Origin of the sequence: Streptomyces endophytica (assembly GCF_026153355.1) — a bacterium.
Lineage (GTDB): Bacteria > Actinomycetota > Actinomycetes > Streptomycetales > Streptomycetaceae > Streptomyces > Streptomyces endophytica.
This window is the reverse complement of sequence record NZ_CP110636.1, coordinates 6,025,992-6,042,646: the sequence shown is the minus strand read 5'-3', so window position 1 is coordinate 6,042,646 and position 16,655 is coordinate 6,025,992. Positions and strand designations below refer to the sequence as shown.

11 protein-coding genes are annotated in these 16,655 nt (G+C 73.7%); 8 read left to right on the top strand and 3 right to left on the bottom strand.

The window, feature by feature from the left end; translation table 11 throughout:
• Positions 1-98: 98 nt before the first annotated feature.
• Entirely contained in the window at positions 99-1,931 is a 1,833-nt protein-coding gene (locus tag OJ254_RS27020) for an alpha-L-fucosidase (RefSeq protein WP_265364463.1), read from the bottom strand.
• Between the two features lie 319 nt (positions 1,932-2,250).
• On the opposite strand from OJ254_RS27020, the gene OJ254_RS27015 reads away from it, so the two are divergent.
• From OJ254_RS27015 to OJ254_RS27005, 3 genes are all read left to right on the top strand, one after another.
• Positions 2,251-3,813, top strand: a complete 1,563-nt coding sequence (locus tag OJ254_RS27015; protein WP_265364462.1) for an AMP-binding protein — start codon at positions 2,251-2,253, stop codon at positions 3,811-3,813.
• Between the two features lie 109 nt (positions 3,814-3,922).
• The gene (locus OJ254_RS27010; RefSeq protein ID WP_265364461.1) at positions 3,923-4,261 is read left to right on the top strand and encodes a DUF1330 domain-containing protein; all 339 of its coding nucleotides are present in this window, start codon (positions 3,923-3,925) and stop codon (positions 4,259-4,261) included.
• A 188-nt stretch (positions 4,262-4,449) separates the two neighbouring features.
• Positions 4,450-6,567 (top strand): restriction endonuclease, encoded by a 2,118-nt coding sequence (locus tag OJ254_RS27005; protein ID WP_423835968.1) that lies wholly within the window; start codon positions 4,450-4,452, stop codon positions 6,565-6,567.
• A gap of 45 nt (positions 6,568-6,612) precedes the next feature.
• On the opposite strand, the gene OJ254_RS27000 is transcribed toward OJ254_RS27005, so the two are convergent.
• Positions 6,613-7,413, bottom strand: coding sequence for an alpha/beta fold hydrolase (locus tag OJ254_RS27000; RefSeq protein ID WP_265364459.1), 801 nt, complete (start codon positions 7,411-7,413; stop codon positions 6,613-6,615).
• Positions 7,414-8,126: 713 nt separating this feature from the next.
• On the opposite strand from OJ254_RS27000, the gene OJ254_RS26995 reads away from it, so the two are divergent.
• The 5 genes from OJ254_RS26995 to OJ254_RS26970 all read left to right on the top strand — a co-directional run bounded on the left by OJ254_RS26995 (position 8,127) and on the right by OJ254_RS26970 (position 14,046).
• Complete coding sequence (locus OJ254_RS26995; RefSeq protein WP_265364458.1) at positions 8,127-9,356, top strand: CapA family protein; 1,230 nt, start codon at positions 8,127-8,129, stop codon at positions 9,354-9,356.
• A 392-nt stretch (positions 9,357-9,748) separates the two neighbouring features.
• A complete protein-coding gene (locus OJ254_RS26985; protein WP_265364457.1) occupies positions 9,749-9,943 on the top strand; it encodes a ferredoxin in 195 nt (64 codons plus the stop codon).
• Positions 9,940-11,244 carry an NAD(P)/FAD-dependent oxidoreductase gene (locus tag OJ254_RS26980; protein WP_265364456.1) on the top strand — a complete coding sequence of 435 codons (1,305 nt, stop codon included), beginning with the start codon at positions 9,940-9,942 and terminating at the stop codon, positions 11,242-11,244. The genes OJ254_RS26985 and OJ254_RS26980 overlap by 4 nt, the downstream gene beginning before the upstream one ends.
• Positions 11,245-11,285: 41 nt before the next feature.
• On the top strand, positions 11,286-13,751 hold the full coding sequence (gene uvrA / locus OJ254_RS26975) for an excinuclease ABC subunit UvrA (protein WP_265364455.1): 2,466 nt from the start codon (positions 11,286-11,288) through the stop codon (positions 13,749-13,751).
• An 82-nt stretch (positions 13,752-13,833) separates the two neighbouring features.
• The gene (locus tag OJ254_RS26970; protein ID WP_265364454.1) at positions 13,834-14,046 is read left to right on the top strand and encodes an EF-hand domain-containing protein; all 213 of its coding nucleotides are present in this window, start codon (positions 13,834-13,836) and stop codon (positions 14,044-14,046) included.
• 93 nt (positions 14,047-14,139) lie between these two features.
• Here OJ254_RS26970 and OJ254_RS26965 read toward each other — a convergent pair whose 3' ends face one another.
• Positions 14,140-16,524, bottom strand: coding sequence for a GH92 family glycosyl hydrolase (locus OJ254_RS26965; protein ID WP_265364453.1), 2,385 nt, complete (start codon positions 16,522-16,524; stop codon positions 14,140-14,142).
• Between the last annotated feature and the right edge of the window lie 131 nt (positions 16,525-16,655).

The window sequence follows — 16,655 nt, the reverse complement described above, 5'->3', positions numbered from 1 at the left end:
CTGACCCTTGGGGTAACCCCTCCAGGGTCAGGGCCGACGCCCGGTCAGGCGCCGCGGACGGCGGGCGCACCGGCGTCGCGCGGGCCGCGCGGCCGGGATCAGTCCGGGTAGAGCCGGCGCTGCGGCACGATCTGCTGGGTCTGGCTCGGGCTCGACCACAGCAGCTTCATGTGCGCCTCACCGGTCCGCTCCGTGTAGTCGATCCGGACGCGGTGCCGGTGACCGGCCTTCAGGGCGACGGTGGCCTTGTCCACCGTCGGGCCGTGCGGCGTCGCATGGTCGATCAGCAGCCTGCCGTCGAGCCACAGCCGCACGGTGTCGTCCGAGACGGTGGTGAGGGTGTACGTCTCGTCGAAGCGCGGCTGCAGGGAGCCGGTCCAGCGGGTGCTGAAGTGATCGGCGGGGATGCCGGGGTCGGGTGAGCCGTCGAAGCGGTAGGACTTGTTCACCGTCGGGTCGATGCCGGTCACCGCGGGCGGGCCGGTGAAGGAGTCGTTCGCCCAGCTCCGTGCGGTCAGCCCGGTGCCGGTGCCGGCCGGCGCCCCGGGCGGCGGCTCGATCGTCAGCCGGAGGACGCCGGCCAGCGGATCGGGGGCCGGTCCCGACGGCGTGAGGTCGTAGCCGTCGCCGGCCGGGACCACCGTCACCGGCCGGTCGCTGCCCAGCACCCGGGCCGCCGTGATCCGGAAGGGCGCCCGCGCGGTCAGATGGAGCGGCCTCCCGGCCGCGGGCCACGACGTGACCGAGGCGTACAGCTCGTCGCCGCGCCGGGAGACCGCGCCCCACGGCGGGGCGGCGACCAGTCCGGTGTGCCCGGCGCCGTACACCGCGGCGCCCTGCCCGTGCGCGGCCAGCCAGCGGCCGGTCTCCCGCAGCCGGTCGACGGCCGGCTGCGGGATCCGGCCGAGCCGGTCGGGGCCCACGTTCAGCAGGTAGTTGCCGCCCCGGCTCGCCACGTCCAGCAGATTGCGGACGACGGTCGCCGGCGATTTCCAGTTGCTGTCGTAACGGGCGTATCCCCAGTGGTCGTTGAGCGTCATGCAGCTTTCCCACAGCTGGCCGTCCACCGGCTCGGCGGGGATCTCCTGCTCCGGTGTGCCGAAGTCACCGTCGACCACGTCGCGCTTGCCGACCCGGTTGTTGACGATCAGGTCCGGCTTCAACCGGTGCAGATACGCCTGGAGTTCGGCGCCGTCCTGTCGGGACCAGCGGTTGGTGGGGCGGTCCGCGTCCCACTCGCCGTCGAACCACAGCAGCGCCGGGTCGTAGTTCTCGATCAGCTCCGCGAGCTGGCCGTACATCCGCTTCTTGTACCGCGGGAAGGTCGTCGGGTCGGCGAAGTCCGGGTCGTGCCAGTCCCAGATCGAGTAGTAGAAGCCGAGCCGGATGCCGGCGGCGTCGGCGGCCCGCTTCAGCTCGGCGAGGAGGTCACGGCGCTGATCGAAGGCGGAGTGGTCCCGCAGGTTCCAGGTGTTCTGCCGGGTCGGCCACATCGCATAGCCGTCGTGGTGCTTGGCGGTGATGACGAGGTAGCGCTGCCCGGCGTCCTTGGCGGCCCGGACGATCGCCTCGGCGTCGAAGCCGGACGGGTTGAAGGTGGCCGCCTGCTTCTCGTACTCCGCCCGCGGAATGCCGCATTCGCGCTCGATCCACTCCGCGTTGCGGCAGACCGTGCCGTCCGGCCGGGTGTACTCGCCCTCCAGGTTCGCGTACGCGCCGAAGTGGATGAACATCCCGAAGCGGTCCGTGCGCCACCACGCGGTGCGCGGCGAGGTGAACGGGTCGTCGGTCGCGTGGTTGGTCCCGGGCCCCTCGGCGGGCCGCGGCGGGGGCGCGGCGGCGGCCCCCGGGCCGCCCGCCGCCGCCAGCAGCAGCGCGGCCAGCGCCACCACGACTCCCGGTCTCCGGAACGGTCTTCTGCGGCTGTGCATCGTTCGCTCCCTCGGGTCGGATGGTCCCGTCGGCGAACCGGGCGCGCGCCTCCCGTGTCCTCCCGCATGGTGCAGGCCCGGCCCCGCGACCGGAACCCCCCGGACACGACAAACATCGGAGCACTGGAGGGATGCGGGCGCTCGTGACGCCTCCGATGGATCCTGGTGGACTTATTGATCGGAGCAAAGGAGTCGCCGGTGGTTGGCCGAGATGCGTACGGTCGGACGTCCCGCCGGGCCGCTCGGGCGCCCCGCGACCTGGTGGACCAGCGCGGTTGGCTGTTCAATGAGCCGACCGGCCGCAGCCACTGGAGGTCCCATGGAAGCCGTCGCCCCGCCCGCCGCCGGTACCCCCGCCATCCGCTGTGCGGGGCAGGAGCGCGGCTACCCGGAGTTCGCCGACCGCGCGGCACGGATCGCCAACGGCTTACGGGAGACGGGAGTCGGGCCGGGCGACCGGATCGCCGTGGTCCTCCGCAACGAGCCCGCGCATCTGGAGATCACCGCCGGTGCCGCCCTGCTCGGCGCCTCCGCGGTCCCGGTCAACTGGCACTTCCGCCACGACGACCTGCGGCACGTCCTCACCGACAGCGGCAGCAAGGTGGTCTTCGTCCACACCGACCTGCTGGACCGGGTGGCCGCCGTGCTGCCGGAGGGCGTCCGCCTCGTCGAGGTGGCGGTGCCCGCCGGGGTGGCGGCCGCCTGTGGCATCACCGCGTCGCCGCCCACCGGCGCGCACCCACTGCTCGACGAGTGGCTGGCCGGCCACGAGCCGCTGGACCGGCCCGCAGCGGAACGCCCGCCCACCGTCATCTACAGCTCCGGAACCACCGGGCGTCCCAAGGGAGTTCTGCGCGCCCCCGTCGCACCGGACCGGCTCGCCGAGGGGGTGCAGCGGTTCCTGGAGTACTTCGCGGTGGCCCCCGGCGGCCGTACGCTGATCCCCGCCCCGCTCTACCACGCGTCCCCCAGCCAGCACGCCGTCCTCGCGCTCGCCGCCGGCCTCGACATCACGCTGATGCCGCGCTTCGACGCCGAGGAGTTCCTGCGCCTGGTCGAGCGGCACCGCATCGAGCAGGTACAGGTCGTGCCCACGATGTTCGTACGGCTGCTGCGGCTCCCCAAGGACGTCCGCGAGCGCTACGACCTGTCGTCGCTCACCTCGGTGGTGCACGCCGCCGCGCCCTGTCCGCCGCATGTGAAACACGCCATGATCGACTGGCTGGGACCGGTCCTCCGGGAGTACTACGGCGGCAGCGAGACCGGCGCGGTGACGTGGTGCGACAGCGCGGAGTGGCTGGCCCACCCCGGCACCGTCGGCCGGGCGAGCGGGACCGGCGAGGTCGCCGTCCTCGACCGCGACGGGCAGCCGCTGCCGCCCGGCGCCACCGGTGACATCTACCTCAAACCGTCCGAGGACTGGCCGCAGTTCACCTACCTGGGGGACCCGGACAAACGCGCCGCCATGGAGGCGCCGGGCCTGCCCGGCTACGTCACCATCGGCGACATCGGCCACCTCGACGCGGACGGTTACCTCTACCTGAGCGACCGCCGCAACGACATGGTCATCTCCGGCGGCGTCAACATCTACCCCGCGGAGATCGAGGCCGCGCTGCTGGCGCTGGACGGGGTGCGGGACGCCGCGGTGTTCGGCATCCCCGACGAGGAGTTCGGCGAGGTCCTCGCCGCACACCTGGAGACCGAGCCGGGCGTACGGCTCACCGCCGAAGCGGTACGCGGCCACGTCGCGGAGCGGCTCGCCGGCTACAAGGTCCCGCGGGCCGTCGTCTTCGAACAGCGGCTGCCGCGCGACGAGTCCGGCAAGCTCTTCAAACGCCGGCTGCGGGACCCGTACTGGGCCGAGCACGGGGGAGCGATCTGAGGATCCGGATTCCCGGCAGGCGGATGACCTCCGAGGTAATCGATCCCGCGGCGGCGGCCTGGAAGCGTGGGCGGCGTCATCATCCCCGCTTCCACGGGAAGGCCGCCCCATGAGCGCGTTCGCCATCGCCCACCTCCGCCCCACCTCCCCGCACCCGGACACCGCCGCGTACCTGGACCGGATCCAGCCGACCCTGGACCCCTTCGGCGGGCGGTTCCGGGTGCACGACGCCCAGGTCGAGGTGCGGGAGGGCGAGTGGCCCGGCTTCGTCGTCGTCATCGAGTTCCCCGGCATCGACGAGGCGCGGGCCTGGTACGACTCGCCCGCCTACCAGGAGATCCTGCCGCTGCGCACCCGGCACATCGACGGCGACTGCGTCCTGGTGCCCGGGGTCGCCGCCGACTACGACGTCTCGGCGACCGCCACCACGAGGCGGGCCGCCGCCTGAGCGCTCTCCCCGCGCCGGCGACACCCCCCGCGTCACCTCCCCCTCGTCGGAATCGTCTCGTCCCCCCACCGCCCCGGCACCCGCTCCCGCTAGAGTCGACTGCGACGGTCAGCCACAACAACGCTGGTGAAACCGCTTCCACAGGGTTCCGGGGGGCCGCCGCCCCGGGGGGAGGACGAAGAGTCGACATGAGCCGCCGTTCCCATGGATTAATGGCCGTCTGGGCCGAGGCGCAGCGCCAGCAGCAGCGCCGGGAGGAAGCCCAGCGCCGCGCGTACGCCCAGGCACAGCGCGACCAGGAACGGCAGGCCCGGGACGCCGAACGGGCCATGGCGCGGCTGCACCGGGAACGCCAGGCGGCCTACCGGCAGCAGCGCGAGGCGGACGCCCGCCGCCGGACCGAGGAACTGGACGCCCGGGTCGCCGCGCTCACCGGCCTGCTCGCCGACGGCTGCCGGGCCCCGGCGTTCACCGCCGCCGCGCTGCTGCGCCCCGAGCGCATCGAGGAGTTCGCGCCGGGCGCCCTCGCCACCCCCGTACCGATGCCCGACCCCGCCCGCTACCAGGCGCCCCCCGGCGGCTGGCACCTGGGCGCGGCCCGCCGCGACCGCGCCCAGGAGGAGGCCCGCGCCCGGTACGAACAGGACTGGTACGCCGCGCAGTCCGCCGAACACCAGCGGCAGAACCAACTCGCGGCCTACCGCCGGCAGTACGACCAGTGGGCCGCCGGCGCGCTGGACGGGATCCGGCAGCACAACGCCGGCATAGAGGAACTGCTGACCGGCCTCGGCAACGGCGACGCCGAGGCCGCCGTCGAGTACTTCTCCGCCGCGCTCTACGCCTCCACCGCCTGGCCGGAGGGGTTCCCCCGCCGGGTCACCGCCGCCTACGAACCGACCGCCCGCCAGCTCGTCCTGGACTGGGAGCTGCCCGGCTACACCGTCGTCCCCGAGACCAAGGCCGTCCGGTACCAGGCCGGTGCCGACCAGGAGAAGGAGACCGCCCGGCCGGCCGCCCAGCGCCGGGCGCTCTACCGCGACGTGCTGGCCCAGAGCATGCTGCTGGTCCTGCGGGACCTCTTCGCCGCCGACACCTACGGGGCGCTGGACTCGGTGGCGCTCAACGGCTTCGTGGACGACGTCGACCCGGCGACCGGCCGCCCCGCGCAGGTGTACCTCGCCACCGTCATGGCCCCGCGCGCCGCCTTCGACGCCCTCCACCTCGACCGGGTCAGCGCCGTGGAGTGCCTGACCGACGGCCTGCGCGGACAGCTCGCCGCCCGGCCGGACCAGCGCACGGCGGTACGGCCCGGACGGCTGCCGGACGACGTCGGCGGTGCGGGCACGGTCGTCTCGCACGGCGGCGAGACCGAGCCGGACCTCTACGAGATGGACCCGATCGCCTTCGAGAACCTCATCGCGGAACTGTTCCGCGCGATGGGCATGCAGGCCGTCACCACCCAGCGGTCCGGCGACGGCGGGGTCGACGTGGACGCGCTGGACCCCGACCCGATCCGCGGCGGCAAGATCGTCGTGCAGGTCAAGCGCTACCGCAACACCGTCCCGCCCACCGCGGTCCGCGACCTCTACGGCACGGTCCAGTCCGAAGGCGCCAACAAGGGCGTGCTGGTGACCACCTCCCGCTTCGGCCCCGGCGCGCACACCTTCGCCAACGGCAAACCGCTCAGTCTGATCGCCGGCCCCGAACTCGTCGACCTGCTCGGCCGCTACGGTCTCCGCGGCCGCCTCGGCACGCCCGCCCCCGGCGCCGCCGCCGAGCCCGACGGCGCGCCCGCCCCCGCCACCTCCTCCGGCGGGACACCGGACCACAACGTCCTCGGCATGACCTGGTCAGGGGATGTGGCCCTCGACGTCTGCGCCCTGGTCTGCAAGGGGACCACCGTGCTCAGCGATGACCACTTCGTCTTCTACAACAACCCGTGCACACCGGACGGTTCGGTACGGATGCTGCCCGCCACCGCCCCCGACCGGGCCGCGGTGCGGGTGCACTTCGAGGGACTGCCGCCGGACGCCGACCGGCTGGTCCTGGTCGCCGCCGTCGACCCCCAGGCCAACCCCGACGCCGACCTCGCCGGCTTCACCGACGCCCGGATCCGGCTGCTGGACGCCGCGGGGGAGGAGCAGGGACAGCTGGTGGTCTCCGACGGGCGGCGCGGCGAGACCGCACTGGTCCTCGGCTCCTTCCGGCAACGGGCCGGCGGCGACTGGGACTTCGTCATCGGCGGCAAGGGCTACCCCGGCGGCCTCACCGCCCTGGTGCAGGAGTACGGCATCGAGGTCGCCTGAGCCGCGCCCGACCCCATGGACCCTCCCGTGCGGGAGACCTCCCGGTCAGCTCTGCCACAACCGGGTGAGCACCGCGTTCACCTCGTCGGGACGCTCCTGGTGCGGTGCGTGCGCGGCGCCGCTCACCTGGACGTGGCGGGCGCCGATCGCCTCGGCGAGGTACTCCCCGCAGGCGGCCAGCGCCGCGCCGGTGAACTCCCGGTACTCCGGATGCGCGGTCTCCCAGGTGCCGTTGATGACGACCTTGGGCAGCGCGGCGGCGGTCAGCGGGCCGAGCGGCAACGCGGCGTCCCACACGGGCCGTTCGCGCATCGCCGACCGCGCCGCGCGCAGCATCCGCGGTGTCGGCTCGGGCACCGGCAGCCCGTACGGCTCGGTGGACACCCGCAGATACACCTCCGGGTCCATCCGGGCGGCGTCGAACCCGCCGAACGCCTCCCGGATCCGCCGCACCGCGGCCGCCACGGTGGGATGTCCGGCCGCGGTACGGAGCGGGGCCGGCTCGATCAGGGTGAGCGACTGCACCGCCTCCGGACGCGCGGACGCGGCCAGCATCACGGCGGCCGCGCCGTACGAATGCCCCACGAGGTGCGCCCCGTGCCCGAGGAGTTGGAGAACGTCCTCGGCGTCCGTGTCGTAGTCGCTTCGGGCGATGTCCGGACTGTCCCCGAAGCCGCGGCGGTCGACCAGTTCCAGCCGGAACATCTCGGCCAGCGGCCGCTGCCCGGCGAAGCACTCCGTCCCCCAGGTCATGGTGCCGTGCACCAGCAGCACCCGCGGCGCCCCGGGCGTCGCCTCGTCCCACACCGTCACATGAACCGGTTCCCGCTCCCCACGCGCACTCATACGTCCGACCCTAGAGGCTGTCCGGCACCCGATGGCCGGATCAGTCCGTCACAATCCGGCCAGCTCTGCCAACACCTGAGCCTTCGTCAACTCACTTTCCCCGCCGCCCACATCGTCGTGCGCCGCGCACCACAGGGCGCTCTCCACCCCACGCGCCACCGACCAGGCCAGGAGCCGTGCCGGATCCTCGTCCAGCGGATGCTATTCCCCCCACGTAGTCGGCCGTCCCGCCGTGGGTCGTCTCGCCGTTGCGCGCTTTGCGGCGCCGCGCACGTACCTGGCCGTCCCGCCGCGGGTCTTGTTCGCCGTTGCGCCTGCGGCGGGCTGGGTTGTTGTCGGGTGCGGTGCCGGGCCTCCAGACTTCGTCCTCCGGCCCGTCCCCTCCCGTGAGGGGGGAAGTTAAGGACGGTGGGGGTGCACGTAATGCCCACACGCCCGCAGGCAACAGGCCAGGCCCGCCCCCAACCAGCTGAGAAACTCCCCACCACGGGAGGGGCTGGACCGGAGGACGAAGTCTGGAGGGCCGGCACCGCACCCGACAAACAAACGCCCGCCGCCAGGCGCAACGGCGAGCAAGCCCCGCGGCGGGACAGACAGGTACGTGCGGGGCGCCGCAAAGCGCAACGGCGAGCAAGCCCCGCGGCGCCGCAGACGGGTACGTGGGAGGCACCGCAAAGCGCCAGGTACTCGAAAGCGCATGATATCTGTCAGGTATGGGCAGATATGGGCGGTACGCGGCGATCGGTCGGACGTGCGTGGCCGGTGTGCTGGCCAGCGCGCTGGCCGGTGCGCTGGCCGCGGGCTGTGGGGCCGGGCGTTCGGTGACGCGGCGCGGCCCCGGCGCGGAGGCGTCCGGCTCGGGGGCGCGGACGGGTGGGGAGGTCCGTCCGTCCGCGCGGGCCCGGGTGGGCGAGCGCGCGGCTCCGCGGTCGTTCACGCTCGTCGCCGCGGGGGACGTGATCCCCACCCACCCCGAGGTGCTGGACACCGCGCAGGAGGACGCGCCCCTCGACGGCTACGGCTACGACTTCCGGCCGATGCTCAAGGGCGTGGCACCGGTCGTCTCCGGGGCCGATGTGGCGCTGTGTCATCTGGACGCGCCGCTCGGGCCGCTCGACGGGCCGTTCACCGGGTACCCGCTCCTCCAGTCGCCGCCGCAGATCGCCACCGCGCTCAAGGCGGCCGGCTACGACTCCTGCGGGACCGCGTCGAATCACGTCCTGGACCAGGGGCTGCCAGGGATCCGCCGGACCCTGGACGCGCTGGACACGGTCGGGTTGCGGCACCCCGGGTCGGCCCGGGACGGTGCCGAGGCCGCGCGTCCGGTGCTGCTGCGGGCCCCCGGTGGGGCGCGGGTCGCCCATCTGTCGTACACCGACGGCATCGAGGAGGGAGGGGCGATCGACGACGCGCCCTGGGCGGTGAACCTGCTGGAGGAGAAGACGATCGTGTCCGATGCCCGGGCGGCCCGCCGGGCCGGTGCGGACGTCGTGGTCGTCAGTCCCGCCTGGGGGACCGAGTACCGGACCGCCCCGGACGAGGAGCAGCTCGCGCTGGCCCGGGCGCTCACCGCCGCCGAGACCGACGGCCGGCCCGACATCGACCTGATCGTCGGCACCCATGCGCACACCCCGCAGCCGTACGAGAAGGTCAACGGCACCTGGGTCGTCTACGGACTCGGCGACCAGGTCTCCGGTGCGATGAGGCAGCCGCGCGGCAACTGGGGCACCCTCGCCCGCTTCCGGTTCGCGCCGCCCGAGCGGCCCGGCGGGCGCTGGCGGGTCACCGAGGCCGCCTACGTCCCGCAGCTCGCCGAACAGGGCCCCCGGATCCGGGTGCGGAACCTCGCCCGGACCGGCGCGCACCGCGACGTCCGGAACCGGATCGGTGCGGCGGTGCTGAGCCGGGGCGCCGCGGAGGACGGGCTGACGATGGGTCGGTGAGGCCGTCCTGTCCCGCGCACCGTCATCGACGGTGAGCGGGAGGGCGCGCGACGTGAACTGCGTGTCTGTCGTGATGAGTTGGTCGCCGCCAGGGAGGTCGTGCCGACCGGCACGAGAGCACCGCCCGCATGCTCGGGCTGAGCGCGCTGACGAGGGGCACCTCATCCGGGCCGGCGAGGGCGTCGTGGTGGCCAGGTCCTGGCCAGGGTCGAACTCCGGGCGGTCCTCGGTACGTCGCTGCACCGCTTCCCGGCGATGCGGCCCGCGGTACCGGTCGAGGAGATCCCGTTCCGTACCGACATGTCGATCTATGGCTGCCATGCCCTGCCCGTCACCTGGTAGACCGGCAATCCGTGCCACCCGCAACTCACCCATCCCCACGGAGAATCGCCATGAAGATCACCCTCGACGCCGACAAGTGCTGCGGCGCCGGCCAGTGCGTACTGATCGCCCCCGAGGTCTTCGACCAGCGTGACGAGGACGGCGTCGTGGTGCTGCTCGACGCCGAACCGCCGGCCGACCGGTACGACGCGGTCCGCGAGGCCGCCGCCGTCTGCCCGGCCGCGGTCATCGAGGTCCAGGCGTGACCACTCCGATAGCCGTCGTCGGTGCCTCCGCGGCCGGCCTCGCCGCGGCCGAGGCGCTGCGCCGCTTCGGCTGGACCGGCCCGCTCACGCTCATCGGTGACGAGCCCCATCTCCCCTACGACCGGCCGCCGTTGTCCAAACAGCTGCTGCACGGCACCTGGGACCCGGAGCGGCTGCTGCTGCGCACCGAGGAACAGCTCGCCCCGCTCGGCCTCGACCTGCGGCTCGGCACCCGGGCCACCGGTCTCGACGTGGCCGCCCGCACCCTCACGCTGGACAACGGCGAGCGGCTCGACTGCGCCGGTGTGATCATCGCGACCGGGGTCGCGGCCCGTACGCTGCCCGGCGCGGACGCGCTCACCGGCGTACACACCCTGCGCACCCTCGACGACGCACTGGCGCTGCGCGGCCGGCTGGCCGACGGTGGCCGCCGCCTCGTGATCGTCGGCAACGGCGTACTGGGATGCGAAGCGGCCGCGGTGGCACGGGAGTTGGGCCACGAGGTGACCCTCGTCGGCCCGGACCCGGTGCCCATGGCCGCCGCCGTCGGCACCGCGGTCGGGGAGCTGCTCGCCGAGGAGCACCGGGCCCGCGGCGTCATCCTGCGCACCGGCGTGGTGGACGGTTTCGACACCGAGGGCACCGCCGTCAGCGCGGTCCGGCTGGCCGACGGGGGCGTAGCCGGTGGGGGTCCCCCCGGCAATGGGGGCGTAGCCGCCGGGGGACGGGGAAGCACCCGGCTGCCCGCCGACACCGTGCTGGTCGCCATCGGGTCCACCCCCGCCGTCGGCTGGCTGGGCGACGACCCGGCCCTGGACACCACCGACGGGCTGCGCTGCGACGCGTACTGCGCCGCCGCCCCCGGCATCTACGCCGCCGGTGACGTGGCCCGCTGGGAGCACCCGGTGCACGGCCGCCCGCTGCGCATCGAGCACCGGATGAACGCCACCGAACAGGGCATGGCCGCCGCCCGCAACCTGCTCGCCGAACTGGCCGCGGACGGCGCCGACCCCCAGGAACGCCGCCCGTTCGCCCCGGTCCCGTACTTCTGGTCGGACCAGTACGACCTCAAGATCCAGGCGTACGGACCGACCGCGGGGGCCGACCGGGTCGAAACCCCGGTGCTCGACCGGGCCGGGCGCCGCGTCCTCGCGCTCTACGGCCGGGCGGGCCGCGTGGTCGGCGTGCTCGCCGCCGGGCTGCCGCCGCGCCGGATCCGGGCGCTGCGGGCCGTCGTCGCCACCCCGCTGCCCTGGGAGGAGGCCCGCGAGCGCATCGACGCCGCGACGGCCACCGGCTGACGCGTCGCCGTTCACCGCGGACCGTGCCCGATCATGGACGGATGGCCGACTCGTACGTACGGGTGCGCGGCGCCCGTGAGCACAACCTCCGCACCATCGACGTGGACATCCCGAGGGACGCGCTGGTCGCGTTCACCGGGGTGTCCGGATCGGGCAAGTCCTCGCTCGCCTTCGGCACCCTCTACGCCGAGGCCCAGCGCCGCTACTTCGAGTCGGTGGCGCCCTACGCCCGGCGGCTGATCCACCAGGTCGGCGCGCCCAAGGTCGAGGACATCACCGGGCTGCCGCCGGCCGTCGCACTGGAACAACGGCGCTCCGCGCCCACCTCCCGCTCCTCCGTAGGCACCGTCACCACCCTCTCCAACACCCTGCGGATGCTCTTCTCCCGTGCCGGCGACTACCCGGAAGGCATGGCGGAGTGGCTTGATTCCGACGCCTTCTCACCCAACACCGCGGCCGGTGCCTGCCCCGAATGCCACGGCCTGGGCACCGTCCACCGCGTCACCGAACAGTCCCTGGTCCCCGACCCCGACCGGTCCGTCCGCGAGGGCGCCATCGCCGCCTGGCCCGGTGCCTGGCAGGGCAAGAACCTCCGCGACATCCTCGCCACCCTCGGCCACGACATCGACCGGCCCTGGCGCGAACTCCCGCAGGCCGACCGCGACTGGATCCTGTTCACCGACGAACAGCCCGTCGTCACCGTCCACCCGGTCCGCGAGGCCGGCCGCATCCAGCGCCCCTACAAGGGCCAGTACATGAGCGCCCGCCGCTACGTGCTGCACACCTTCGCCGACTCCAAGAGCGAGACGCTCAGGCGGCGCGTCCAGGGCTTCATGGTCGCCGAGCCCTGCCCGCGGTGCGCCGGACGGCGGCTGCGCCCCGAGGCACTCGCCGTCACCTTCGAGGGCCGCGACATCGCCGACCTCGCCGGCCTGCCGCTCGGCGCCCTCGCCGCGCTGCTCCGCCCCACCGCCGCCCGCACCGACGACGAGGTCGCCCCGGCCCTCGCCCGCGACCTCGTGGCCCGCATCGAGGTCCTCACCGAACTCGGCCTCGGCTACCTCAGCATGGACCGGCCCGCACCCACCCTGTCCGCGGGCGAGCTCCAGCGGCTGCGGCTCGCCACCCAGCTGCGCTCCGGCCTGTTCGGCGTCGTCTACGTCCTCGACGAGCCGTCCGCCGGACTCCACCCGGCCGACACCGAGGCACTGCTCACCGTCCTCGGCCGCCTCAAGGACGCCGGGAACACGCTGTTCGTGGTCGAGCACGACATGGACGTGGTGCGGCACGCCGACTGGATCGTGGACATCGGCCCGCGCGCCGGGGAACACGGGGGACAGGTGCTGCACAGCGGTCCGGTCGCCGCCCTCGCCGACGCCGAGGCCTCCGCCACCCGGCGCTACCTCTTCGCCACCGAACCGCCCCCGCGGCGCACCCCGCGCACCCCCTCCGGGACGCTGACCCTGCGCGGCGTCACCCTGCACAATCTGCGCGGACTGGACGCGGCCTTCCCGCTCGGCGTCTTCACGGCCGTCACCGGAGTCTCCGGATCGGGGAAGTCGACGCTGGTCACCCGGGTCCTCGCGGAGACCGTGGGGGACCACCTCGGCGCCGGCCGGACCGACGCCGCCGAGGACGGCACCGACGCCGGGGCCGAGGCCGGACCGATGGCCCGCGCCCGGCTCGCCGGCGCCGACGGCCTGGCGGCGATCGACCGGCTGGTCCGGGTCGACCAGAAGCCGATCGGCCGCACCCCGCGCTCCAACCTCGCCACCTACACCGGGCTGTTCGACGCGGTGCGGAAGGTCTTCGCCGCCACCGACGAGGCCCGGGCCCGCGGCTACACCGCCGGACGGTTCTCCTTCAACGTCGCCGCCGGCCGCTGCGAGACCTGCCAGGGCGAGGGCTTCGTCGCCGTGGAACTCCTCTTCCTCCCCGGCACGTACGCGCCGTGCACCACCTGCCACGGCGCCCGCTACAACAGCGAAACCCTGCAGATCACCCACCGGAACCGCACCGTCGCGGACGTCCTCGACATGACCGTGGACACCGCGGCCGACTTCCTCGCCGACGTCCCGGCCGCCGCCCGCAGCCTGCGCACCCTCCAGGACGTCGGCCTCGGCTACCTCCGGCTCGGCCAGCCCGCGACCGAACTGTCCGGCGGCGAGGCCCAGCGCATCAAACTCGCCACCGAACTCCAGCGCACCCGCCGCGGCCACACCCTCTACCTGCTCGACGAGCCCACCACCGGGCTGCACCCCGCCGACACCGAGGTGCTGCTGCGTCAGCTGCACGGCCTGGTCGACGCCGGCCACACCGTCGTGGTCGTCGAGCACGACATGGGCGTGGTCGCCGGCGCCGACCACGTCATCGACCTCGGCCCGGGCGGCGGCGCCGAAGGTGGCCGGATCGTGGCCGAGGGCACTCCCGCCGCGGTCGCCGCCGCCCAGGGCAGCCGCACCGCCCGCTATCTGGCCCGGCGGAGGGGGCACCCGGGCGCCTCTTGACGGTCCGCTAATGTACGCAGGTCAGATCACCAGGCAACACCACCGCGCAGCACTGCGCAGCACCACGAAGGGGGCACCTCTCATGGCAGACATCAACGAGGCCAGGGCGACGTTCGACCGGTTCGACGCGGACGGCGACGGCCAGGTCACGCCGGACGAGTTCAAGCACGCGATGGCGGAGATGGGTGACCCGTACGTCACCGGTCCGGTCGCCGAGGCCGTCATCAAGGCCAAGGACACCGACCAGAACGGCACCATGTCCTTCGACGAGTTCTGGCAGGCCCTGCAGGGCTGACGCCCGCACCCGCCGCGGCACGCACACCCCCTTCGCCGCCCGTCCGCCCGCGACCGCGCGCCGTGCCGCCGGCCGCGGGCGAACGGGGTGCCGTCACCGCCGGGCCGCACCACCCGGCGCCGCGGTGCCCACCGGCGGCGGCGCGGCCCGCTCGCCGGTGCCCCAGCCGGACGGCTCCGCACCGACCCGGAAGGCCAGTGCGCGGGCGCTCCGCAGCTCACCCGTGGTCAGGTACGTACGGTCCCGGTCGGCGCCGTCCAGACGGACCGACTGGACATAGCGCTTCGACGTGGACGTACCGGGCGCCGTGATGGTGAAGTGCCCCGCGGGGTAGTAGCGCCGGTCCAGCGTCAGCTCCACCCGGTCGAAGACCGGCGTGCTCAGCCCCCAGGTGTCGGTGCCCGGCTGCACGGGGAACACCCCGATCGACGACAGCACCATCCACGCCGACATCGTCCCCAGGTCGTCGTTCCCCGTCATCCCGCTGGGCGCGTCGGTGAACAGCGTCAGCGCCGCATGCACCACGTCCGTCGTCTTCCACGGCCGGCCGGTGGACAGATAGGTGTACGGAGCGATCAGGTCCGGTTCGTTCTGCGGGTTGTACTTGTCCGCGTTGTAGTAGTCGTACGGCCCGTTGACCCACACCTCGCGGGCGGTCTTCTCCGGATCCGCCAGCAGCTTCCGGTAGGCGAAGAACGCGTCGAGCCGCTCGTCCGCCGCGTCCCGGCCGCCGATCAGCCGCAGCATCCCGGGCAGGTCCTGCGGCACCAGCCACTGGTACTGCCAGGACGTGCCCTCGTGGAAGCCCTCGCTCTTGGCCGGATCGGCCGGGCCGGTGAACGCGCCGTGCTCGTCCCGGGCCCGGAAGAAGCCGGTCGACGGGTCGAAGATCCGCCGGTAGTTCTGCGCGCGGGCCGCATAGCGGTCGGCGTCCGCGGTGTGCCCCAGGTCCCGGGCCATCTGCGCCAGCATCGCGTCCGACAGGGAGTATTCCAGGGTCGCCGAGGCGCCGTGGTCGAAGTCCGAGTCGCCGGGCTTGCGGTGCGGGCGGCCCTTGACGTACGGCGCGAAACCGTTCTTCAGGTACTCCGCGTTCGCCTCCCGCCCGACGGCCGGGGACGCGGCCGGCGGCACACCGTCGGCGTTCTTCCTGAGCGCCGCGTACGCCTCCTCCTCATGGCCCTTCAGCAGCCCCTGCTGATAGGCGTTGGTGAGGAACGGGGTGACCGGGTCGCCGGTCATGATGTTCGTCTCGACCGTGCCGTAGCCCCACTTGGGCAGCCAGCCGCCCTCCTTGTCGATCCGCAGCACCGACAGCGCCATGTCGCGCGATTCGCGCGGCGCCAGCAGCGCGAGCAGCTGGGCCTGGGTGCGGTAGGTGTCCCACAGCGACCAGTTCTGGTAGTAGGCGGAGCCGCCGAACTCCGAGACCCGGTGCACCGTGCGGTCCCAGCCGGTGTAGCGGCCGTCCACGTCACTGCCGAGGTTGGGTGCCAGGAACGACCGGTAGAGCGAGGAGTAGAACGTCCGGCGCAGCGTCCGGCTGCCGCCCTGCGTCCGCACCAGGGCCAGCCGCCGCTCCCACGCGGCATCGGCCGCGGCCCTGGCCCGGTCGAACGAACTCCCGCCCTCCGCGCGCAGGTTGCGGGCCGCGCCCGCCGCGTCGACGTAACTGAGGGCCGTGGTCGCCTCGACCGTACGGTCCCCGCGGGTGTCGAAGCGGACGTACGCGCCGTGCCGGCCGCCCGCCGTGGACCCGCGTGACCCGGGCGTGACGGTGTCGCCCTCCCAGGTGCCGTACGAGGTGAACGGCCGGTCGAAGCGGGTGATCGTGTAGACGGTGTACGGCGCGGTGTCCTGGCAGAAGCCGCGGCCGGTGACGGCGGTGCGCACGGTGCGGGAGTCCAGCACCTCGACCTTCGTGGAGACCGTCCGGTGCAGCGACTGCCCGGCGTTGAGCAGCACATTGGCCTTGTCGGTGGCCGGGAAGGTGTAGCGCTGCCGGCCGGTGCGGGCGGTGGCGGTCAGCTCGGCGGTGATCCCGCCGTACGAGGTCAGGCCGACCCGGTAGTAGCCGGGCCGGGCCGACTCGTCGTCGTGGCGGAAGGCGGCCGCGTACGCGGCGTCGTCGGTCTCGGTGATGTCGCCCGTGGTGGGCAGCACCGGCAGGTCGCCGCCGAGCCCGCAGCCGACGCCGGAGACGTGCACCGAGCTGAAGCCCCGGATGTGGTCGTCGTCGTAGCCGTAGCCGGTGGTGTGGCCGGTGTCGGGGGAGAGCTGCACCATGCCGAACGGCACCGCGGCGCCCGGATAGGTGTTGCCGTCCTTCTGGCTGCCGATGAAGGGGTTGACCAGGTCGGTGAGGGGGCCGCCGGGCGGCGCGGCCTGTGCGGCGGGCGCGGCGAGCCCGCCCCCGACCAGCGCGGCCGCCAGCACCGCGCCCGCGGTACGCAGCCGGTTGCGACTGGGCCATGGCATGAATCCGGACCTCCGGTTCGTCCGACAACGTTGTCAGAGCGCGCTCATTCTTGGGGCGCGTCAGGTCCGCGTCAAGAGTGCCCGCGCCGCCAACTGCGGTGCCGGCGCAGGCATCACGAGGGCGGCCACGG

What these genes read in the sequence shown, in the direction of transcription:
- OJ254_RS27015 (WP_265364462.1), top strand. Translation starts at nt 2,251, where the DNA reads ATGGAAGCCGTCGCCCCGCCCGCCGCCGGTACCCCCGCCATCCGCTGT.
- uvrA (WP_265364455.1), top strand. Translation starts at nt 11,286, where the DNA reads ATGGCCGACTCGTACGTACGGGTGCGCGGCGCCCGTGAGCACAACCTC.
- OJ254_RS26995 (WP_265364458.1), top strand. Translation starts at nt 8,127, where the DNA reads ATGGGCAGATATGGGCGGTACGCGGCGATCGGTCGGACGTGCGTGGCC.
- OJ254_RS27000 (WP_265364459.1), bottom strand. Translation starts at nt 7,413, where the DNA reads ATGAGTGCGCGTGGGGAGCGGGAACCGGTTCATGTGACGGTGTGGGAC.
- OJ254_RS26970 (WP_265364454.1), top strand. Translation starts at nt 13,834, where the DNA reads ATGGCAGACATCAACGAGGCCAGGGCGACGTTCGACCGGTTCGACGCG.
- OJ254_RS26985 (WP_265364457.1), top strand. Translation starts at nt 9,749, where the DNA reads ATGAAGATCACCCTCGACGCCGACAAGTGCTGCGGCGCCGGCCAGTGC.
- OJ254_RS27020 (WP_265364463.1), bottom strand. Translation starts at nt 1,931, where the DNA reads ATGCACAGCCGCAGAAGACCGTTCCGGAGACCGGGAGTCGTGGTGGCG.
- OJ254_RS27010 (WP_265364461.1), top strand. Translation starts at nt 3,923, where the DNA reads ATGAGCGCGTTCGCCATCGCCCACCTCCGCCCCACCTCCCCGCACCCG.
- OJ254_RS26965 (WP_265364453.1), bottom strand. Translation starts at nt 16,524, where the DNA reads ATGCCATGGCCCAGTCGCAACCGGCTGCGTACCGCGGGCGCGGTGCTG.
- OJ254_RS27005 (WP_423835968.1), top strand. Translation starts at nt 4,450, where the DNA reads ATGAGCCGCCGTTCCCATGGATTAATGGCCGTCTGGGCCGAGGCGCAG.